We start from the raw sequence: 21,453 nt of genomic DNA, 5'->3' as shown, positions 1-21,453 counted from the left end.
AAAAAACTACTTGCCATTTCTTTTTGGACATTGCTTTTAAATCCGTCGAAGAAATAAACAAACCTTCAATTTCACCAAATTTTGTAACTTCCTCCGATAATTAAAAGTTTACTCACGCCCTAAATGTCATAAGCTTCATAGCTTATCTTTAATTTACTTTCAATTACGTACGCACTCGTATCAGGAGCTATATTAGTTGAAAATTTTTGAAATACTCTGCGTTTTAAAAAAACCGTATTCATAATCAATGGAAAGGGACATTGCGCAAATAAAACTTCCAGTTCCTTCTTTCTTAAAAAGTCTACGGGCCCAGATGATGCCACTGCTTCAAAAATCAAAACGTCATTATTTACTTCATCAAAACCGATAACATCGGGTAATTTGGCATGTTCATCAATTGATATCCCAATTTTTTCAACCAAATAAGGATCTATATGTCTCTTTTTATTTTTAGTATCACCTAAATAAACTAGATGAGTCTTACGGTTGTCCTCTTTAAATAACTCATCAACAATAAGCTTTTCTATAATGTTATGGTCACCAGGTGAAAGTGTTAGAGGATCGCAAGTCCTAAAGGGAACACTGATCTGGACTTTGTGTTTCTCTAAGCTTTCTAGGTAGTTTCTTCTATTAATTGCTGCCACATTGACAAACCCCTGCATTTTAGATGAGAATAAATTAGGATCATTATAAATAGTTAGTAATTCAGCAAACTCATCCACTAAGGTATAATTCGTGTTACCTGAATTTACTGGTCTTGTTGGGTCATCCTTATTAACATGTACTAATCCAAAATCCACAAGATATTTTAGACTATGTTTCCTTATAGTCTCACGAGTATTTTCGGCATAATTCTTGTTCAAATCGTTTCTTGCAAATTCTAAAATATCTGTTATTCTTGCACCTTCCGATAAACTCTTATGTCCCAGTATAAGTCCTTTTCGCGGGGTCTGATCTTGGAGAGCAAGAACGCATATTGCTGTAGTGTCAGTACAATTCTGTTCTGGGAACCCAACCTTTTTAAGTATTTCTTTTACTATTTCCATATTTAATGTCATATAAGATTCTCCTTACTTCCACTTAAACTGCAACGTTGCAGTTATATACTCTCATGATTTTTTATGATTGTCAATATTTTCATTCCAAGGAGTTGCTGTATATGGGGCTTTTAATCCAAGGGGGTGAAATGGTCTTCAATGCTGAGGCCATTCACCCTATTGATTTTTCTAAGTTAATTACTAACATTATGACTTCCACAAGAACTCGTATAAAAGACAATAATAAAGAAGCATTTGAGCAGTTTTTCACGGATGTACCGACTGCGCTTTTTATGGCTGGTTTATTTAAAACCCGTCGCAAGAAAAATATAAGAATCCTAGATGCAGGTGCTGGCATGGGAGTACTCGGAGCAGCTGTTGTTCAGGAGATATGTTCATGGAAACAACCACCTACTGAAATTGAACTTATAGCTTATGAGATTGATATCGAACTGATTCCCTCACTTCAAGAGACATACAGTGTTTGTCATGAGCTTTGTTCTGAATGTGGTATTAGATTTAGCAGTCAAATTATTCAAGAGAACTTCATACACCAAAGTGTTTCTCTACTTCCTCTTGTTAAAAAGTCAGATCAATTTGATCTAGCTATATTGAATCCACCCTATAAAAAGGTTTCTAATGATTCATTAGAAAATAAACTGTTATTATCCATGGGAATTGATGTATCTAATTATTATGCAGCATTCGTTTCGCTGGTTCTGAGATGGCTTGTTCCTAAAGGAGAGTTTGTTGCCATAACTCCTAGAAGTTTTTGTAATGGGCAGTATTTTAAAAATTTTAGAAAAGATTTAATAAATAATACTGTTATAAATCACTTTCACTTGTTTGAATCTCGCTCCAAAGTATTTACTGGGGAAGACGTGTTACAGGAGAGTGTAATCTATCATGCAATCAGGCAACGCCCTCGACCCAATAGCCTAGTTACACTAACGTTTAGCGAAAACCATAACATTTCTGAGATTCAAACAAATCAAGTAACATTTAATGAGTTGGTACTACCTGATGACCCACTGTCGATATTTAGAATAGTAAAGGATAACGACGACAATGAAATTAAGACTAGAATGGAGTCTCTACCCAGTAAATTAACTGATCTGAAAATTTCTTTATCTACTGGGCCAATAGTAGACTTTAGAGAACCTAAAGATACTCTATTCAAAGAACATACGTATGATACCGTACCATTAATATATCCTGAACATTTCAGTCAAGGCCAAGGCTATGTAAGATGGCCTAGATTGAATGTAAAAAAGTATAATGCTTTATTGCCAACTGAAAAGAACGCTTCACGATTACGTCCCGACGGCAATTATGTAGTTGTGAAAAGAATGACCTCAAAAGAGGAACCAAGAAGGGTCGTTGCAGCTTTATACGAGAAAAGGAACACTCTTGTTGCCTTTGAGAATAAAATAAATTTTTACCATAACAATGGAGCCGGGCTCGATTTGATATTTGCCAAAGGGCTTTCAATATACTTGAACTCCACACTGGTTGATCGCTACTTTAGGCAGTTCAGCGGTAACACACAGGTTAATGCTACTGACTTAAGAATGATTAGATACCCTTCCTATATCCAATTATGTAGACTTGGAAGCACTTATGATGGACAGCTACCAAACCAGCAAGTCATCGATCAATTGGTAGATGAGATATGTTTTCACACGAATGAATAAAATATGTAGAAAAAACAGGAAAGCTACTCTTTGCGAGTAGCTTATTTTATTTTTGAGGTCTTATTCATACTGGACCAAGCTCCAAGTTAGCCAATTCATGTAGCCAAGCATCTGAATCCCACGGAGAATAACTATCGATTGTTAGTTAAATTAAATGCGCTCTTATAATCGAATCTATCTGAATTATTAAGGAAATTACTGCATACCACTAGATATCCAATTATCAAAATCAGTAATAATTACGTTGCCGTGGTAATAGACCCCGTATTTTGAATCTTCTTCTTTTGTCCAAAATCCTTTTTCTTTGTCTGTTGCTTTTTTCGTATAGTTATGATGAAATGTACTGGACATAATAATAGGGCCAATTCCATCCTTGTTGCCAAGATCTGAGAGCTTAGAAGCTTTAGCTACAGACTCCCCAATCCAAACTAAATTATGAATACCAGAAGATTTTCGACCTGCTTTAACAGCTAAAGTTTTTTTTGTGGCCATTCCTATCCCTATTTTAATTGTGGGCAGAGCACGAGCTTCCAGCAATTTGTTCAACATTTTCATATATGTGTTTATATAACAAGCACGATTGGATATGTCGTAAATGTCATCAATGCTCGGAGTCGAATATACAGCATATACACAATCACCGCGTATGCCTATTTCTTTAAGTTCTGTATCATCTGTATCTTTTCTGAGTATTTCTATAATTTCGGAAGTGAACCCCCTTATGACTTTAGAAATCTCAACTTCGTAATCCTGCTTTGAGAATAACGAAGTTGAATCCCGTAAATCAACGAAAATAGCACCTGCCCAAGCCTGATATCCGTTAGTATAAGTGAAGTCAGCATCCCTCGGAAATTTATCCACTTCCTTAACCTCATCCGTATTGTCTAAAATTTCCTCTATTTTCTTTTTACGCTCTCTATAATCGTAACCATTAAAATTCATTGGAACCCTCCCGCTTTAGATAAAATTACCCCCAAGATAAAAAGTATTAATAACGTTGATAAACCGATTGCTCCATACCTAATACCTTTGCTGTAATACGTGTACTTGACAGTGCATATTTTGGCATTTATATATAACTGAGATAGAATGTCATTAATATCATCAGCTTCGTTTCTTCCTCGTACCTTTTCTGCAAATTCTCTAAAGTTATTTTTAGATATACTTTCAAAAAAGTATAATGAATCAGTGTGCATACCCTCCATAATTTCAACATCGCTACTCAGTCTAGGTGCAAGAACCCTGATTAAACAATAGGAACCATATACAAAGAGTGAGAATGCGAGCGCAAAGCAAATTAAAAAAAGTAAGTTAGAAAAATTTAAATGACTAAACGCTCCGGTTAAGATTGCTTTCAATATACTAAAGAAGTTTTCTGAAGTGAACAAAGTGAGAAATAGCCCTATACCAGCGATAACTATAGAGGCTTTAGTATCACAACTCTTAATCCAATCTAAAAGGCGATCCAAACGAGCAAGTAGGTCAGTCCTGTTAACATAGTTTTCGGATTCCATCTATCGTTCCTCCCATCAGTTATTTTAAATACAATTGAGAATAAACAGATAAGAGTTTCTCGTATCTTCCTTCTCTGTAATCCCAAGTATAATTAGCTTCTAAAGAACTGTTCAAATGTAGGGCAAAACAAAGGTAATAATACCATAGACCCAATTAAAATTTTGTCGTTTTATGTCGGTTTGCTTGTTTTTTTCAGAGAGAAGCAAGCTTAAAATTGGATAATAAAGACAACAGCGATTAAGACAGAATTTACTTCTGTTTCAACCGCCGCTCTTATTTGGACCTGTTTAATTTGACTCGTTTACAATGAAAACAGAGCTCTAGTCTCTTTGTTTATCACTCAACGGAAAATTTCACTATTGATTCATTTTCTAGGTTAAAGATTTAAAAAATTGTACTGCACCTGAATAGAGCCCCTGACTATTATGATAAAAGGAGAACAATGTATTTATCTTGCTCATAAGGCCAATTGCTGCACTAATATACTCTGCCCCACCTTTAGTCTCACTCATCGTCTTGTGATTCAAAAGTATTTGTCCCATATTAGCTTCAATTGCTCTCCTAATATCTTTAGAACCATTAATCTTAAAATCAACAACCACCTTTTTTATAAAGTGTATGTTATCTAGTATTTGAATCTTCAATTCACTTGGAAAATCTATTTTGTCAGCTTGTTGAAATAGTTCTTCAATTTCAACAATGAACTCTTCTAACTCTTCCTTACTAACATCTGGCTGAGGATCAGACTTTTGAAGAGCAAAAGCGCATGACTCAATGCCTACCAAGGCATTGCTAAATTCGTCCTGTTTGATTTTTTGGACACTACTCTGCAAACTCAAATCCTGAAAAATTTTTATAAATGTATCAAAATGCTTTAGAAACGGATTTCTTTCTTTTCCACCATATTCTTCTGCCTCAAGCCTTGCTTTATAAATTAACGACCTGAATTCCGCATCTTTTATATACACTTCAAAGTCGGGCTTGTTTTGAAGTTGAAAAATATCTTTCCATAACTTACCAATATTATTATGAATGCTAGGATATTTTTCAATACTGCGCAAAATTTCAGTAAGCGTTGTACATAAGTTTGACATGAATAATCAGCTCCATAATCGTAATATTTAAAAACTAGTACTTTAACAACTTTAAGTAGTTTTTTTTTGTTTTCACTATGCAGTTCTCTCTTAAATAAAGTCCACATTCTGTTTCTATAGAATCAGCAGAAAACCCAACGACGGTTCCTGTATAGTCAAGTTCACCGCACAGATAAAGTTGAACGGTTATCTTTGAATCCATACAATTTTGCAATTGCTGATCAGTAGATATCTCTATTTCCCTCATTTTAGGCCTCAACATATTCACTCCATTCAAGAAAGGAAAAGTAACCTTTTTGTATTGTCACGTTTTATTTCAATTTAATTAAGTGGAAAGTGCTCATAAAACTTAGAAATTGAATGCCTCTCCATCATATCGCCACTACTTGGGAATGGTTCGAATACTTTCCCCAAACGCAAACCAAAAGCATATTCCTTAAGGAGACTTAAAAATTCACCTTCTGTTGTATAATTTTCGATTCTATCATTATATTCATCACTCAATAATGCTAATGGCGGAACCGGGCTATCTGTAAACGGAGTGAAAATATCCAGTCCCCACTTCCTTACAAAATCTATAGAGTATCCACTAACAAAGTATGGGGCAGCGTTAAAAGTTCTTCCCTTAGTAAATTGGTAATTATTTTTTTTGAATACTTTATATGCATCTCGGTCACCATACATACTTGTTAGGTCCAATGAAGCTAATTCGTAAGATAAAACACTTGCTAAAAAACCACCCAATGAATGACCCGTGATATAGATATCCGCATTTGGATATTCTTCAATTACATTTGCCACGAATCCTTCGGCCTTACTTGTTTGAAAATTATCATTTTTTAAAAATATAGTTAAATCATTAATACCATCCATTGCACCGTTTCCAAAGCCACTCTCAAGTTCAGTTCCCCTGAATGCAATAATGATGTTATTCCCCTTTTTCAAAGCTACAGCTCCAAAGCTAAGGTCGTACCATTTACTGTCATAAGCCTTAACGATCTTCCACCCTTCCAATTCTTTATCAAGGCGAACATCGCTATCATTAAATTTGGTTTTTATAACTTCTTCTAGTGGTCCGCCGAACTCTCTATTTTGTATAAATTCTAAGTTTACATAACTAAGTTCACTAACCATGACATTATGGCGTTCTGTCACATTATAAATAAGAGGTTGAGGATCAACTGTATCACTTATGCCATCTCCATCGGAGTCCCTTTTTGTTGGATCTGAAATCAATGTAAAATAAACAGGGTCTTGATCATAATTTTTAGAAGCTAGGATTAGCTCTTCTCCATCGGGGATTCCATCCCCATCTGTATCAGCATTATTAGGATCTAATCCGTACAAGTTACCATCATTATCTGGATATAATCTATATAGTATTTTTCCATTACTTAGACGAACACCATTAATTTCAAAATAATCAGGGATTCCATCTTTATCACTGTCCAATACTAATGAGGCGTCAATTGTTTCGTCCGCTACATGTTCATACGCTAAGTCAATCGATTCTGCTGTTGTAGCATGGAAATATGAACCTCCGGTCTCTGACGCAATACGTTTAAGCATTCTCTCATCAATAGATTCGCCTAGACCAATTGTATAAACAGAAATTTTCTCGCTTTTTGCCTTTTGTAACGCATCATCAATATAATAATTATCCACGTTTCCTTGTCCATCGGTTAACAGAACAATAAACTTATCATGGTTGTCTTCTCCATTTTGCTCTAGCTCTACTAATGCAGAATCTAAAGCAGAGTAAATATTAGTCCCTCCATCCCCACTTACCTTATACACAGCATCCTGTACTGACTGCTTATCAGAGGTCAAAGCAATTCTTTGAACAGAATCATCATCGAACTGATAAATCGCTGCTCTATCATCCTCTTCCAGCTTACTTACAAAATTACTAACTGCTTGCAATCTCATCTTCTTTGGATCATTCCAGGCCATACTTCCCGAAGTGTCAATACTAAACACGACATCAACTTTACGCTCACGCCCCGTTGAAGGGTCTTTTTTAGGTAATCTAATTTCCTTTGCCCAAGCTGCATCCCATGCCTTACCGTTTAACAAAATATAGGTGCTAAAATGAGGAACAATCGCTGTTACTGAATGGGTACTCGGATCATACGTTTGATTCTCTACTTTTTCCAAGAGCTGCTTCTCTTTATTGTAGTAAAATATTTCCGGACGGAAATCATCTGACTCCAAGCTCGGATCATACTCAAATGTGATAGCGGCAGTAGCAAATTTGACATCTGTCGTGAACTCAAAAGGCGCACCAATATACCCCGGAATATCCTTATCAATAAAGGCGTCCATTCCATACACATTTGTAATTACTGTAGAAGTTGCCTCTTTGGCATCAGAAGTAATTTTTACTGAAGGGGTAACATTTGAGTCACGTTCAATGGAGTTTATCTCAGTTTTATATACAACGGATTCGTCTCCATCCTTAATGCCATTACCGTTTGTGTCGGGATTAAGAGGGTCCATTTTAAATTTTTCCTCGATAGAATCCTTTAACCCATCGTGATCTGAATCAGCCTCTAGTGGATTTGTACCTTTCTTTAACTCGTAGGCATCATCCCAACCGTCGAAATCAGTATCCTTGTTGCCAGGATTAGTTCCAAGTTTTATCTCTTCCGCGTTCGTTAAGCCATCTCCGTCGCTATCCTCATCACCATCATTCACGCCATTTCCATCGGTATCAATTTTTAATGGATTAGTGCCGATTAGGTTTACTTCTTGACCATCAGTTAAACCGTCCCCATCTGTATCTGGTTTGAGTTTATCTGTACCTATCATTTCTTCTTTATAGTCAGACAAACCATCCTTATCAGAATCCAGTTTTGTATCAATTTTATTTTTCTTTGATTTTTTATCTGTATCCGTATTACTTGTAGTACTGCCACCCGTTTGAGTACTTTCATTCTGTTCTATATCTGTACTACTATCTGAATTAATAGGAGGAATCGTTACAGTTTTATTGGACGCCTCAAATTTAATAGCCTTATCTAGTAAGGTTACCGCCTCTGCACGTGTTAACTGGTTTTTAGGCATCAGCGTCTTATCAGGGTAACCTTGCAGTATGGAATGTTTTAAGACACCGGAAAAGCTAGTATTAGCCCATTCAGCTACAGTATTTGAATCCTTATATTCTTTCAAAAGATTTAAATCGTCTGCTTTCAGGTGCAACTTGTTCGCTAAAATAACAGCAGCCTCTTGACGAGTCAGAGTCTTATTCGGTTGAAACGTGTTGTTGGGATATCCTTTAATAAATCCCTCGTCAACAGCCTTCAACACATCCTTGTAATACCAATTGCTCTCCTTCACATCGCTAAACTTGCTTTTCTGTTCCGCTACATCATAAGTATTTTGGCCATCAAACCCCTTATGTAGTATGGTTATAAACTCTGCCCTTGTAACTTGACGATCAGGATATACTTTGCCATTTTCGTATCCTTTTAAGATCCCTTTGGTTAGCCACTCGTTCATTAATGAACCTGCCCAGTGATTCTCTAATTCTTCTTTTCCACTGGTTGCAGCCTGTGCAAATCCTGGTTGTGCTAGAATTAGTAGCAAGGAAAAAATCAACATACCTACTTTCTTCATATTCCACTCTCCCCAATTAATCAATAAGACCTATTCAAGTACACCCCAATTCTACGAAATGAGACAAAAGTAATAATACCATTTGCCTAATGAAAAATTTGTCGTTTTATGTCGGTATATTTGTTTTTTTCAAAGGAAGATAATAAATTCAAAATTGAACAAATATAAAATAGCCTCAACTCTAAAATCACATAGACAAAACCCAAACTAGATCAGCTAAAAAAAGCAGCGGTCAAGACAGAATGACTTCTGTTTCAACCGCTGCTTTTATTTGAATCAGCGTACCAATCAGTTAAATTGATTTTGCTTAGAATGAAAAAATACAAACTACTCTCTGTACTCCACACATATAAAATTACTAACCCTCTATTAAAAAGTTACTTTTCCTTCCTAACTCCCTTAAAAGGATTGTTATCAGACGTTTTAGCTTCTAGAAATCTTCCGTTACTTGCATCCCTTTTGACCCACGTGTCATTTTTAGGATTGTAAGTTTGAGATCTATCTCTTACAGCTCCTTTTCTGTAGTCATTTCCAGTACTTTTCACCATGCTAGTTCAAATCCCTTCCGTTTTAATATTGTAAATTATTCAATATCTATCAATATTGTTTAGCGACGATACCGACGAAAGCGTCACCCTACGACAAAGTCGAAATCGTCGCCTTCTTCTAGAAAAATACGGAAATACAGCTTTATACTTTGCACAAATCTCGAAAGTGGAATTCTACTTTTCAAATTTACATCCCCTTCATCTTCCTTGTATGGAAAGTCCTACTTACATTTATGCATGGAAGTGCTATAGTTTTCACATTAATTAGGATCTAATATTGTGCTATAAGGAGGTCGACTATGGATAAAAAAGAGTTAATTACAAAAGCTCAATTAAAAAATCTACCAATCACAGAGAGTAAGTTAAACCGCTATATCAACTTAGGTTTAATATGCTCTGATACAAAAGGGAGAGGCCGAGCCAAAGGAACTCTGTCGCACTTTACTGAGGAGTCCTTGGACATTTTAAAGGAGATTCAAAGCTTGAAGGGGATAAATCAAAAACACATTATATTCACACTGTTTTGGCGAGGGTACAATATTTCATGGCATAAGCTAAAGGATGCGGTTTATAATTTTGCACTTGAAATTGAGGATAAGTTCACCGAGGTCAATAACAAGACTAAAGATCCAGAATTCGCAGATTACATTTTGAATGAGATGATTGAAGAATCTGTACCCAAGAAAAAACCAGGAAGGCCTTCAAATCAAGATCTAAAAGAATTCCAACAACAACAGGAGGCAGAGAAAGAATCTTTCCGAAATATCCTCAGTCTTGTACAACTGTTAGCAGCAGGTAGTAGTATGACATGTCAGGGGCTAAAGCTCTTCTCTAGACCTAATCCAAATGTTACAACTCAAACTATTGCTGATGCCGATATGTTCTTGGACTGGTTGAACTTACGAACAATAAAAGAATCCATACAACGTTCAGAAAAAGATGACTATGACAACATTCTGGAAATCATCCATTGCATTCAACAATACTGGAATGAAATTGAGGCTGTAAGCAAAAGTCCCACCGTTAACTCTGTTATAAAGGAAATAGTACATCAGATTAATAGGTTCTATCCAGGTGGCTTCACTTTCAGGAATGTAACACTAATTCGCTATCTCATATTAGCTATGCTAGCTTTTGGAAAACATCAGCTGATACTTGAATTTTTAAAATCGGATCAGACCAAAACGCTGTTTAAGCAGTTCGTTAATCTTCCATTTGAAAAGAATAAACAATAAAAAACGAGGCGAAAAATAATGAGAAAAATAGGTATTGCATTGGGTAATGGAGTAGCGTTCGGGTTACCCGTAATTATTGTTTACATTATCCTTATATTAGCAGTAATAGGCTTGTACACAATTTATTCTACGTACCGGGATAATATCTAAAAGTTATATTATGTTAAATTATTGATGTGATAACTAAGAGTCAATAGTATGACGACGGTAATATATTTGCTCTTAAACGGGTAAAAACCGGAATAAATAGTTATAAACTGCATTTTTCTTCGTAAATATAAATTATTGCCACTCACCGTAAAGCTATAAAACGTCTTTCCTCTGTCCCTTTTCCAATCAAAAAAAGCGACGATACCGACAAAAGCATCACTCTATGCCAACATCGGTACCGTCGCTATTTTTCTAATTTAATGGAGCACACCATATCAACTTTTAATTTTATCGAACAGAATTAAAATTAATCTGTCATCATTATATTTTTCTAAAACAGTATGTTTTTCATTACTATGCAATCTCTACAACAAAAGAAAAGAGGTACACCCTGTTTTTGCTTTCGGCCATCTCAAAACGTAGCCCAATTCGAAGACAGTCATAAAATTATTCTAGACGTTAGAGGAGCCTTTCTCCACCTTTAAGTGCTTTTAAATATTCGCCTTTGCTAGATTAATCCTATTAACACTGTATATATCATAGTCCTTGTTATGCCAAAAATCTTATCTTTGATCCCTATTCTTTTCATTAGATTAAATTCCTCTTTGTACAAAGGGTACATCCCAACTAACTGTGTTGTCTTATCGGGCAGTTCAATCACCGAGTCTTCTTTTTCTAGTATTGCAGAGGCAAAAACAAAATAACCTGTCATATCAGACTCTTGTGATATAGGTTCATCTAAAGTAAACAAATCTGCATAAGAGAATGCCTTTACTCCCTTAGTTCTGGTTTCGCGTTCTTCCAGCCTATAAATTCACCATCAGATAAACCATACGTCACCGCTGTTAGCATACCTTCTTCAGGTAAATCATAGTAAAAGAACACATGTATTGGCGTACTTCCATCTGAAGGTTTTCGTATAACGTCTTTCTGACCAAATATTCCCTCAAGCTTATTCATATAAAGTTCCGCCATTGTTTGCTTCCCCCTTATATTAAACATGCAAAAAAGGTTCATTCCTCTTAACCGTTCAAGTTGGAATGAACCTTTTAAAGCTTATCAAGTGTGTTTACCAAGATTCTTGTCTATACCATCTTGTTGTTGTGATTGTAAACTGATTTACACAAAATTTTTAGCACACCCAGGTGAAATATATATATTAAAAGTTTATTTATTGTTAAAATCCGCTTCGATCTGTTCAAACCACTCCATAGCAATGTCATCAGCAGTTTTAACCGGATCATTGGAATATACTAAATCATATTTATACTCAGCTTTCAGGCTATTTTCCCTCACATCATAAACTAATTTAATCTCTGTGGGCATTTCTCTTTTGTATTCATTACATAACTTGTATATTTTTTTAATATCATCATTAATAATATTCATAACAGCCTTTTGACGCTCTACAGAGGTATTATATGCCATATTTTCTGTTATAGCATCTACTGCATCATTAAGCTTATGCTTCTTAACAGCTTTCCCGTTGATACAATAAAAAAAATCGTTTGAAATAACTCTTTCTTCAAATGAACAATATATAAAGATTTTTTCAGCTTTATCTCTGACATATTCCATACAAATTGAAACCATGTCTGCTTGTAATTCACTAAAACTATCTTCAAAAACTTTAGTCATAATAATCTCCTTTTCAATTCAATAAATTCTTGGTGAAAACCTCACCATCTATTTCATACTGTACATTAAATTCGGACGGTCGCAAACTATCCCCCTCATATTTAACTTCTGCGTCGACTTTCACCTGTTTTCCATTTTTCAAGGCTTTAGCCCACTGGTTCTCTATTTTTTTGTATTGGCTTAAATTTATATTACTAGACTGTGAAACCAAATTGTCCAGATCTGGTGAACCACCAAATCTATCTCCTGCTAAATGACCCGCATGGTCGCCTGGCTCTTTGCCTGGCGTTTTCGGATTATGTGGTAAACGTTCTTCTCTTGTTGTTAATTTTAAATCATCAGTACTAAATTTATCAATTCTACCCAGATGATCTGTTTCATAATCATACTGATGCTCACCAGCTTTATACTTCACATTCGGTTTAAGTTTCCCTGCATCATCAAATGGATTATCGGCAGAAGCCTTATTAGGAGCTTTATCCTTCCCCTTAGTCCCGGACGGCTTCTCGTTGGGTTTACTCGGTTTCTGTGAGCCAGGTGTTCCTTCGCTCTTGCTTGGCTTTCCGCCAGATGGTTTAGACGACGTTGAACTATTTGGACCCTCGCTTTTAGACATTAGATAAAGGTCCTTAGCACTTTCCACACTATTGGATGCTCCCGTATACGTTACCGCCGTCCCATGTGCTCCCAAAACGACAGATTGTGCCATAGCAAGGACGCCTACAGGTGCCCCTACTCCTGAAGCTGTTACCAAACCACCTAAGAATCCTTCCGTCACAGCACCAACCGTTTCTACGGCTCCGGCTACAGTTGTCAAAGAATGTCCGATCACTTCACCTGTTTTACGCGCCATCGGATGATCTGAGGTATATTCCTTATTCATTAATCCAAACGAATAATCTTCTACAACCGCTGCTGCTGCTCCTAATACAACTTCTCCACTCACATCTGCGGCATACTCCAACTCGTTCGCCATCTGCTTCGCCATAATGGCTTCATTTTCCGCATTCTGGAGCTGGACTTCCGCCATAAGATCCCACCATGACTGAGATTCTTTCTCTTGCTTCGGCTTCGGCTGTTGAGCCATGTAACTGTCATAGTTCGCCCTCCAGCGTTGTCTCAAATCCGCAGGAATTTGCTGATAGGCATGAGTCATAGCATTCGATTCTTTCAGCAAGTTTTGAACGAACTCTAGGGGGCCACCGGAATGCGCCACATGGCGTGCACTCGTATATACTTTGCCTAAAATCCACTTGCTATAATAGGCTTGTTTCGCTTGCTCATGCTCATACTGACTAATCAATCCTTGAAGCGCCAGACCTGCCAAATGTTTCAACGGATGTACACCCGCTTCTTTAGATGCTCCCAAGGTAGGCGTTCCTTTGCTCCGAACAGGGATTGCTGCGGATACTTGTAAAACCGTTGCCGCCACTTTACCTGCTATTCCACCCGATGTATTCAACATCACACTGGCTACTTTCCCGACTGCTGGAATAGAGCCTAATAGCTTGGATACTGTACCCAGCAAAGCATTGGCCTGCTGAAGCGCCGCTGGACTTGTGACTTTCGCGGTAGGAGTATTGCTGGATGGAGCTTTGGCTGTTGCTGCAGTTTGAGCCGCTTCATAGGCTTTAATACTCATCAATGGAGGCTCAGGTACAGGAGGAAGATCAGCTACGAAAACTGGAGCTTTTACCGTACCTTCCTGATAAATCACTGGAGCTTTGGTATCTGTCTCACCATCTAGCACCATACTGCTGGCTCCACCTTTTAAATATAGTGCAGTTCCAGCTTCCAGTGATAGTTCCTGACTTGCATCCAGCTTTACATGACCGCCCTGGATCTGTACATTCCCCGGACTGTTGACAGTGATGCCCGTATCCTCATGTAGTGTAATCGAAAACCCATCGGAAGTGGACAGGATCAGCTCCTGCTCAGACATTTCGATGCCGCTGCCTTGTACGTGTTTCCATACCTTCACATCTGGTTGTCCATTGGCGTGGCGATGCTGTCGTAAGGAATCGGTCACATAGGCTTCCTGTTCACAGTGTGTAGGTAAATACAGCTCCACTTGTTCCCCAATTTCAGGCATGTCGTACCAGCCGCTATGCTCTTCCGCTACATAACGGGTGGCTACGGGAAACCAACAAGCTTTAGCTGGGTCTTGCTTCGGATCAATTTCCAGTTGAAGTTGTACCAAATCCTGTTGTACTTTCAACACCGTTCCCGTGAGTGAAATCCCGATGGCTTGATCATTTTCATACCGAGCATACTGAATATCCTGTTCGGCTTGGAGATCGTAACGAGTTTGGAGTAAACCGTCCTTTAACTCTGTCACTGCCCTCACAACGACCAGCTCTTTGCCTTGTCCAATGGGTAACGTAATCAAGTCACCCAGCGCATAGTATTGCAGATTTTCAATCGTATAGGTGACATACGCGCCAACACGTTTCCCTGGTTTTCCTGTATCTAACTCATGAAATGTTTTCCGTACCCTGTAAAATACATCTCGTTCCACCTTGTACTGCTTGCCTTCTGGCATTCCAAAGAAAATCTTAGGTGATGCAGCCGTGATCTCCGGTACAAGTACCGAACCAAAGCGAGAGACAAGACGCTTTAAAAAGGCCCAATCGGTTTCTTCATATTGTAAAACAAAAGTACCTAATTTAGCATAATTAGTCACCGTATCAATGGCATCCCCATACATGTACTTCCGAACCGTTGTAGTGACTAGATCATCATAAGTACGGTGAATATCCTGATAGGAGCGCCTTTTCGTTTTGGTATCCATTTGATAGGAATGCGAAGCCGCCTCCAGTTCAAAAGTGTATACTCCCCGTATGCAGTGCACAGACATGCGTGTAATTAATCCATGAAATAAACGTCTAAGCGACTGCCCTTGCTCATCTAGCTGACGTATGACAATCGGTTCCTGCTCCATGTCCTGTCCAATGCACGCGGCTCCCTGTTCTTCCGACAGCATGCCGCTCACATATAGGAATACATGATCGTTAACGGCCCTGGTAATTCGCAATTGTTCCATATGCTGAGGTTGAAAAGGACCGTATAAGCGTAGACTTTCATACCCTATTCCGTTTTGCAGTACGTCCAAATGCTTTCATATCTCCTTCCCAGCGACACAAGGCACGTTCGCCAGCTACCTTGTGTTTATATGTGTTCGTAGCTACCATACAATTCAGATCGCGAGTTTAAGAGGTTATTTTTAACAGCAAATGATTCTTATGTATGTATCGGATAGATAAGTGATTTTGTTTACAGAAAGCCCCGTTCATTTTTTAACTTTTTATCCCAAAGCCGTCTTTGTCTTGAAATAAATTATATATTATTAATTTGAAATAATTACTTTATTGTTTATATTAATTTATTTTAGGAGGTTGTATCATGCGTATCATACAGACCCAGCAAGACATGGATTCTTTACATGTATCCCCGCTTCCCCCCGCCCTCTTGGATCACATCCAGGAATACTTTACCCAGCTTCGCGACTCATTCCATGACAAAGATGATCCATATTTCTCCCTCCAGCCTCACGGTCCCATCTTCATCCTGGAGGCAGGGGATAACCTACACGATCTCAGCCTCGTAGGTCTTAGACGAGAAGACGACGGACTTTTCGGTAGTTGCCCTGAATACGTCGAGTTGTATGACCTCGGCAACATCCAAATCTACAAGATTGCTGTCATGACCACCAATGACTACATCATCACTTTGTTTACACAATTCGGAATTCACCACAAGGAGGCCGAACAATGGCTGAAAGAACTAGCAGAAGTTTAAAGGCAAATGAGGACAATGTACTAAATAAACTAAAAGAGGTCATTGAATACAACGGGGACGTTGCAAATAATCCTGAATCGTACGGAAACACTTGGATCATGGCGCTAGCGATTAGGCCGTTCACCCACAATCAAAAACAGTTCCTACCCGCCTGTTTGGAAGAGCATGAAGTGCTCCATTCCGAACAGGCCTTTTTTGTACGTGTGATCATCAGAACAACCGATCAGTGTGGAACAAACAGATACGTGGATGGTACGAGTCTGTTTGTGACAATAGACCAGGATACTGGAATTGTAGATATTGTAAAAGAGGATGAAGTATTGTCAGACAGCCCTGTATTTCATGGCGGTGAAATTGCAGATGCCTTACGTTGGGTGAATGAATTAGCCGATCCTTGTTACATTGCGCTAGAAGATCCGTTCCTTACACCGGAGCAACGCATCATGTTCATGCAGAGTGCAAAAGAAGATGATCCCTTCTCCTTGTAAATAATCTTACCAACCAAAAAACGACAGTACGGGCATGTGAATGTCCATACTGTCGCTATTTTCATGTAGAAATGGAGCGAAAACCATGGCAACGCTAACCTTCACGGAAAAAGAAAAACGTGCTCTTGCAACTCTCATTCAAGAGCAAATGGACACGCATCTATCTCGCTTTCCTTTCGCCAGATATCCCATGTATCCTTTGGAAGAATGGAAGCGTCTTTTGTGTGATCCAGCTACTGTGACGCCAACGATTTTAAAACAAATACTTGGTTGGACATTCGGAGGGTGGCAGCGGAAAGATATGCCCTCTGCACAAAGTAGTGTAGTTAGAAGCATCATCAAGCTGTGGCCGGAGTTCACAGAAAAGGTGCCCCCAGAATCCACTGGCATCCTTCAATTTTGGGAGAAGCGGCTGACAGACTGGACGAATGGATTTCAGGCTGTTTCCTTCCTGGTACACCTTATGCGTCCTGACGAATACGAAATCACGGACTCCCATCGCCTTCAAGCCATGTATGAATTGCTTCAAACAATCAATCACCAGGGAAACGACCGTAGCTTGTCACGTTCGTTACTTGACCTTGAAAACTACTCCAGCTTTTTCCGCGCTATCTTACCCAAATTCTCCTTTGGCGAACACAACCGCATACAGCTCGACCGCTTTCTAAAAGCCTATGGCAACCGTCATGCTTACAAAAATGTAGACCGCAGCTACACCACCAATGAGCCTCACATCTGGCAATTTTCTTGGAATGACGTTAAAACAGAATACTATGACTTGGAGAAAATCACTTTACGCTCCAATGCAGACGTCCTGTTCGCTTGTCTACTCTCATTGCTGGACGAGCAGCCAGAGGTGGGGCAAAAACTTACCATTGGACAGACCGTTGAGCTGCTCCCTTTGGGTACCGGAGGCATTTGTAATCCCGCCAGCTTTAAATATGCATTGATTTCCTTGTTTGGTAAGCAGAAAGGAAGGGATTACTTTATTACGGAGGATTCCTCACTCCAGCAGGCTTTTACAGACCAAGCCAACCAATCAACTCGTGACATGAAGTTTTACACTCATTTTCAGGAAACAAAAATAAGTATAAATGAGAAGTATCTGAAAGGTTAACTAAACGCATAAGCAGGATAGCATTATGCTTTTAAAGTCAAAAATCATCTGAAAATAAATCCAAACAAAAAAAGAAGGTTTAATAACCCTCCAATATCAATTCAATAATTTTAAGTACTCGCTCCTGCTCTTTTTTCTCCATAAAGCGAATTTCATTCGTTATTTTCAAAAGCCTCTCCTCTGATTCGCTAATATTAGGAGATTGAATGTGACTAAAAAACTCCGTAAGGCTAACTTCAAAAGATTCTGTGATTTTAGCAAGAACCTCTACACTGCAAACTTTTTCGGCTCGCTCAAGCTTCCCAATATAAGTTGTATGCAAACCAGATTGATGACCCAGTTCTTCTTGACTCCAGCCACGTTTCTTTCGATAGTTTTTAATGGTTTGTCCGATAGATACCATTATATTTTTCAAATTAATCACCTTACAGTAAACATAGCTACAAGTAATCCTCACTCCAATAGTCAATAGAATATATAATTATAAATATATATTCCAAAGGGATTGTTTATGGTACAATTTGACTATCCAAAGACGTAAAAACGGAAATAACAATGATAAAAAGGACTGGTTTATATGTAGGAAAAGATTCTTAGTTTAGGCATTTGCCAGGATTAAGTTTAAATGAAGTCAGTACGCTTGGCTCTTAAGCAGTAGGCCAAATTGTATGTCACCAGTATTCTGCATAGGTGACAAGTCGTCTTAATCATCTTCTATTTCATACTGAAAGGGTTGAAGACAATGTTGTTAAAATGGGCTATTGGGGGAGCAGTCCTTGGGCTAATCGGCGCTTACCTTACGGATACAAATGTAGGGTCGGGTATAGTATTTGGTGCTATTCTCGCCGTGATCATTCGTAAATGGATCTTTAGAAACCTTTGGATGTAGAGCTGGTAGGTTTTCCCTCCAAAGATAGGAAACAAGGCCAGCCCGAAGCTGGCCTTTTGCACAAAACAACAAATAACTAAACTGGACTAATTCATAATAGTACAAATCTCATAACTTATATTTATTTTCATTAACTACGTTAAATTAATGTAGAAAGGTGTACCTCAAATGCTAACCAAGGCCGAAGAAACTCCATCCACACCCAAAAATTTTACTTTTGAATGGAACGGGGGTTTCAGTTATCTTACGTACTTAAAAAAGAGAACAACCGCTACATTAGAGGGCGAAAAGCTGTTGCTCACTAGACAAAACCTCATCTTAGGCGCTTTTCCCTTACAACCATCGACTCAGGACATTCCGCTCACCCACATCAACTCCATAGCTGTTGGCTCCAAGATCAATTGGTTTGACCTGGTATTTGCTATTTTGTTTGTATTCGTAACTCTGATCACCATGAACTTTTTACCTTTACTCCTGACTGCTCTTTTTCTGTGGCGCACCTTTAACACCAACATTCAAATCTGCGAACGCTCAGGAAACAACCTGAACATCCTAACTGGTTCTAACGGTGATGCAAACTCATTCATTCAAGTTCTAGCCAATACGATCAATCAAGTAAAGCATTCCGACAACACAGAAACGGGACAAAGTTCCATCGTTCCCCAAGTCCTAAGCAACAAGCCTAAAAAAATATTTGGCATAGTAAGTGCGGGGATTGTGGCGATTCTCATTTTACTGCTTGTCATTGCATCACGCGGAGGCTTTGATAATCCATACGTCACCTGGGTTAAAGATGCTACGGTTCCAGGCGGCACCCATCATACGATGGACGAAGCCCTGAGCAATGATAAGTATTTTAGCAATGTCGTCTGGAAACAGGTCAACAAGGACGGCAACGAAGAAGATGTAAACAAATACGTTATGTACCAAGCCACATACACCGATCAAGGTGTGAGCATCAACATTCAAACCGTATTTCAAGTGTTTTCCAAAAATCAATTCACTCCCGTTGCTTATGATATTGATGGAGATGGGCAAGAACTGTCGGACTGGACTTACTTTTTAGTAGAGGTTACTTCCAAACTGGATGGAAGTCCCCCATCCTCGGATAAAGAGGCTTGGCAAGAAAACGCCTCTACTTCTTCCACATCAACGTCCCCTCAGTCAGAACCGCCGACTCAAACCAAAGTCGAAGCCAAATCATCTGAACAGGAACCCGCTCCTTCTGTGCAGGTAGCTACAACACCTGTGAAGGAAGCACAGAAAACAGCGCCAACATCCGATGCCGTCCCAACGGTGAGCTTAAAAAACTTCAACCACTGGACTCCTCCTGCTGCTGATCTCACCTATCCTGTTCATTTAGATGGGGATAACATGGACATTGTGCTGGGTTTGGATCATCCCAATGGCGTGAAAGCACAAGTTGTGGATCATGCTTTGGGGCAGGGCTGGAACATATCCTTGCCTTCCATAGAAGGCAGTAGTCCCTTTGATGAATTTGGAGACCTGTTGCCTGGTTACTCCCTGGCTGTCAAAGAACACGATTTTACTCAAGATGGAACGCCTGAAATTGTTGTAGTCGCCAGCGATGGGCAAGCCGACATGTATGTGTGGATACTCACATATAATTTCATGGCTTCAGAACAAGGAACTTCACCATTAGAACTGATGTGGAGTGGTATGGGACAATCGGATATTTTAATGTCTGGCAATCAGTTCCTACTTCCATACGGTTCGCAGGGACTGTACGAGGAATACAAATACGCTAATGGAGTTTTTGTTAAAAACTAAACACGGATCTAGCTACTAGTTTAATAGGAGCTAGATGTACAGAAAGACGAGCTGTAAAATCTCGTCTTTTTTTGCACTTTGTAAGTCATCGTAAGTCCTTCTTAACTTTTAGCCTGCTTCCATATATACTTTTCAAGAAGGGAGAGACTACAACGATGAATCCAGCCATTAAAAGAAGCAGAGAGAAACTACGCAATAATATAGGGGCAATTATTAATAAAGCAGATATCCTGTATGCTGATTTTGAAGTTGATATTTTGGATAATCGTATTCTATTAACAATATCAGGACAAGATGAGCACGCGGCTAAGATCGTTAAGGAAATCCTAATAACTAACCAGCCAATAAAGCACTTGTACAATCAAGCTAAGTATAATGAAGTTCTAAAAATACTTAAAGAAGTTTCACAAGAAACGAATAACTTGTTAAGAAAGCTGAAACGAGAAAGAACGAATAAAAATAAGGCGCTAAAAGAAGAAGACAAAGTAGAAATGGCTGAATCCCTTGAACACCTATCCAAGAAATATTTGATTAAAATTATTATTAAATATTTTTCCATAAAACAGATCGACAAACTACGACAGATAGCTGATAAGAAAAAGAAAGAAAAAGAGAAGAACCTTAATTTGAGCGGTGAGGAGTAATTCCTCATCGCTCTTTTTTTAAAAATTCCCTTGATTCAACTATAGTTATTTTTCAAAACGGGAGAAATTTAACGTAAAACCTCAAAAAAACGAGAAATTCATATAAAAAGCAACGCCCTTGATAGAATTTTGGGAACTTAAATACTCTCAAAAACACAACAGGGGAGCTTCAATATCCCTATTCATTTTTTTTCAAA

Annotated in this window: 16 protein-coding genes; 7 read left to right on the top strand and 9 right to left on the bottom strand. The window is 38.4% G+C overall.

Annotated elements, in window-relative coordinates:
• Window positions 1-119: 119 nt before the first annotated feature.
• Window positions 120-1,058, bottom strand: coding sequence for a BsuBI/PstI family type II restriction endonuclease (locus ACUC6J_RS01075; RefSeq protein WP_165084458.1), 939 nt, complete (start codon window positions 1,056-1,058; stop codon window positions 120-122).
• A 101-nt stretch (window positions 1,059-1,159) separates the two neighbouring features.
• On the opposite strand from ACUC6J_RS01075, the gene ACUC6J_RS01070 reads away from it, so the two are divergent.
• Window positions 1,160-2,731, top strand: coding sequence for an Eco57I restriction-modification methylase domain-containing protein (locus ACUC6J_RS01070; protein WP_165084460.1), 1,572 nt, complete (start codon window positions 1,160-1,162; stop codon window positions 2,729-2,731).
• A 195-nt stretch (window positions 2,732-2,926) separates the two neighbouring features.
• Here the strand turns inward: ACUC6J_RS01070 and ACUC6J_RS01065 are convergent, their stop codons facing one another.
• From ACUC6J_RS01065 to ACUC6J_RS01050, 4 genes are all read right to left on the bottom strand, one after another.
• Complete coding sequence (locus ACUC6J_RS01065) at window positions 2,927-3,673, bottom strand: adenylate/guanylate cyclase domain-containing protein (protein ID WP_165084462.1); 747 nt, start codon at window positions 3,671-3,673, stop codon at window positions 2,927-2,929.
• Entirely contained in the window at window positions 3,670-4,245 is a 576-nt protein-coding gene (locus ACUC6J_RS01060; RefSeq protein ID WP_165084464.1) for a Pycsar system effector family protein, read from the bottom strand. Before ACUC6J_RS01060 ends, ACUC6J_RS01065 begins: the two co-directional genes overlap by 4 nt.
• A gap of 372 nt (window positions 4,246-4,617) precedes the next feature.
• Entirely contained in the window at window positions 4,618-5,340 is a 723-nt protein-coding gene (locus ACUC6J_RS01055; protein ID WP_165084466.1) for a hypothetical protein, read from the bottom strand.
• Between the two features lie 321 nt (window positions 5,341-5,661).
• A complete protein-coding gene (locus tag ACUC6J_RS01050; protein ID WP_165084467.1) occupies window positions 5,662-8,958 on the bottom strand; it encodes an S-layer homology domain-containing protein in 3,297 nt (1,098 codons plus the stop codon).
• 847 nt (window positions 8,959-9,805) lie between these two features.
• On the opposite strand from ACUC6J_RS01050, the gene ACUC6J_RS01045 reads away from it, so the two are divergent.
• Window positions 9,806-10,741: a hypothetical protein gene (locus tag ACUC6J_RS01045; protein ID WP_165084469.1), complete on the top strand. Its 936-nt coding sequence runs from the start codon at window positions 9,806-9,808 to the stop codon at window positions 10,739-10,741.
• A 921-nt stretch (window positions 10,742-11,662) separates the two neighbouring features.
• Here the strand turns inward: ACUC6J_RS01045 and ACUC6J_RS01040 are convergent.
• The 3 genes from ACUC6J_RS01040 to ACUC6J_RS01030 all read right to left on the bottom strand — a co-directional run bounded on the left by ACUC6J_RS01040 (window position 11,663) and on the right by ACUC6J_RS01030 (window position 15,641).
• Window positions 11,663-11,866 carry a hypothetical protein gene (locus ACUC6J_RS01040; RefSeq protein WP_165084471.1) on the bottom strand — a complete coding sequence of 68 codons (204 nt, stop codon included), beginning with the start codon at window positions 11,864-11,866 and terminating at the stop codon, window positions 11,663-11,665.
• Between the two features lie 192 nt (window positions 11,867-12,058).
• Complete coding sequence (locus ACUC6J_RS01035) at window positions 12,059-12,529, bottom strand: DUF600 domain-containing protein (protein ID WP_165084473.1); 471 nt, start codon at window positions 12,527-12,529, stop codon at window positions 12,059-12,061.
• Window positions 12,530-12,542: 13 nt separating this feature from the next.
• A complete protein-coding gene (locus ACUC6J_RS01030) occupies window positions 12,543-15,641 on the bottom strand; it encodes a DNA/RNA non-specific endonuclease (RefSeq protein ID WP_165084475.1) in 3,099 nt (1,032 codons plus the stop codon).
• 290 nt (window positions 15,642-15,931) lie between these two features.
• Here ACUC6J_RS01030 and ACUC6J_RS01025 point away from each other — a divergent pair, with 290 nt between their 5' ends.
• From ACUC6J_RS01025 to ACUC6J_RS01015, 3 genes are all read left to right on the top strand, one after another.
• On the top strand, window positions 15,932-16,327 hold the full coding sequence (locus ACUC6J_RS01025; RefSeq protein ID WP_165084477.1) for a hypothetical protein: 396 nt from the start codon (window positions 15,932-15,934) through the stop codon (window positions 16,325-16,327).
• On the top strand, window positions 16,300-16,815 hold the full coding sequence (locus ACUC6J_RS01020) for a hypothetical protein (protein ID WP_447249608.1): 516 nt from the start codon (window positions 16,300-16,302) through the stop codon (window positions 16,813-16,815). Before ACUC6J_RS01025 ends, ACUC6J_RS01020 begins: the two co-directional genes overlap by 28 nt.
• Before the next feature lie 85 nt (window positions 16,816-16,900).
• Window positions 16,901-17,932 (top strand): hypothetical protein, encoded by a 1,032-nt coding sequence (locus ACUC6J_RS01015; protein ID WP_165084481.1) that lies wholly within the window; start codon window positions 16,901-16,903, stop codon window positions 17,930-17,932.
• 79 nt (window positions 17,933-18,011) lie between these two features.
• Here ACUC6J_RS01015 and ACUC6J_RS01010 read toward each other — a convergent pair whose 3' ends face one another.
• Window positions 18,012-18,347 carry a helix-turn-helix domain-containing protein gene (locus ACUC6J_RS01010; RefSeq protein WP_165084483.1) on the bottom strand — a complete coding sequence of 112 codons (336 nt, stop codon included), beginning with the start codon at window positions 18,345-18,347 and terminating at the stop codon, window positions 18,012-18,014.
• A 642-nt stretch (window positions 18,348-18,989) separates the two neighbouring features.
• On the opposite strand from ACUC6J_RS01010, the gene ACUC6J_RS01005 reads away from it, so the two are divergent.
• Window positions 18,990-20,612, top strand: a complete 1,623-nt coding sequence (locus ACUC6J_RS01005) for a hypothetical protein (RefSeq protein WP_447249607.1) — start codon at window positions 18,990-18,992, stop codon at window positions 20,610-20,612.
• Window positions 20,613-20,767: 155 nt separating this feature from the next.
• Complete coding sequence (locus tag ACUC6J_RS01000) at window positions 20,768-21,256, top strand: hypothetical protein (protein ID WP_165084487.1); 489 nt, start codon at window positions 20,768-20,770, stop codon at window positions 21,254-21,256.
• Window positions 21,257-21,453 lie beyond the last annotated feature (197 nt).

Source organism: Paenibacillus sp. JJ1683, assembly GCF_053006485.1.
The sequence above is the reverse complement of the archived record's forward strand: the minus strand, read 5'-3'. Positions and strand labels throughout refer to the sequence as shown.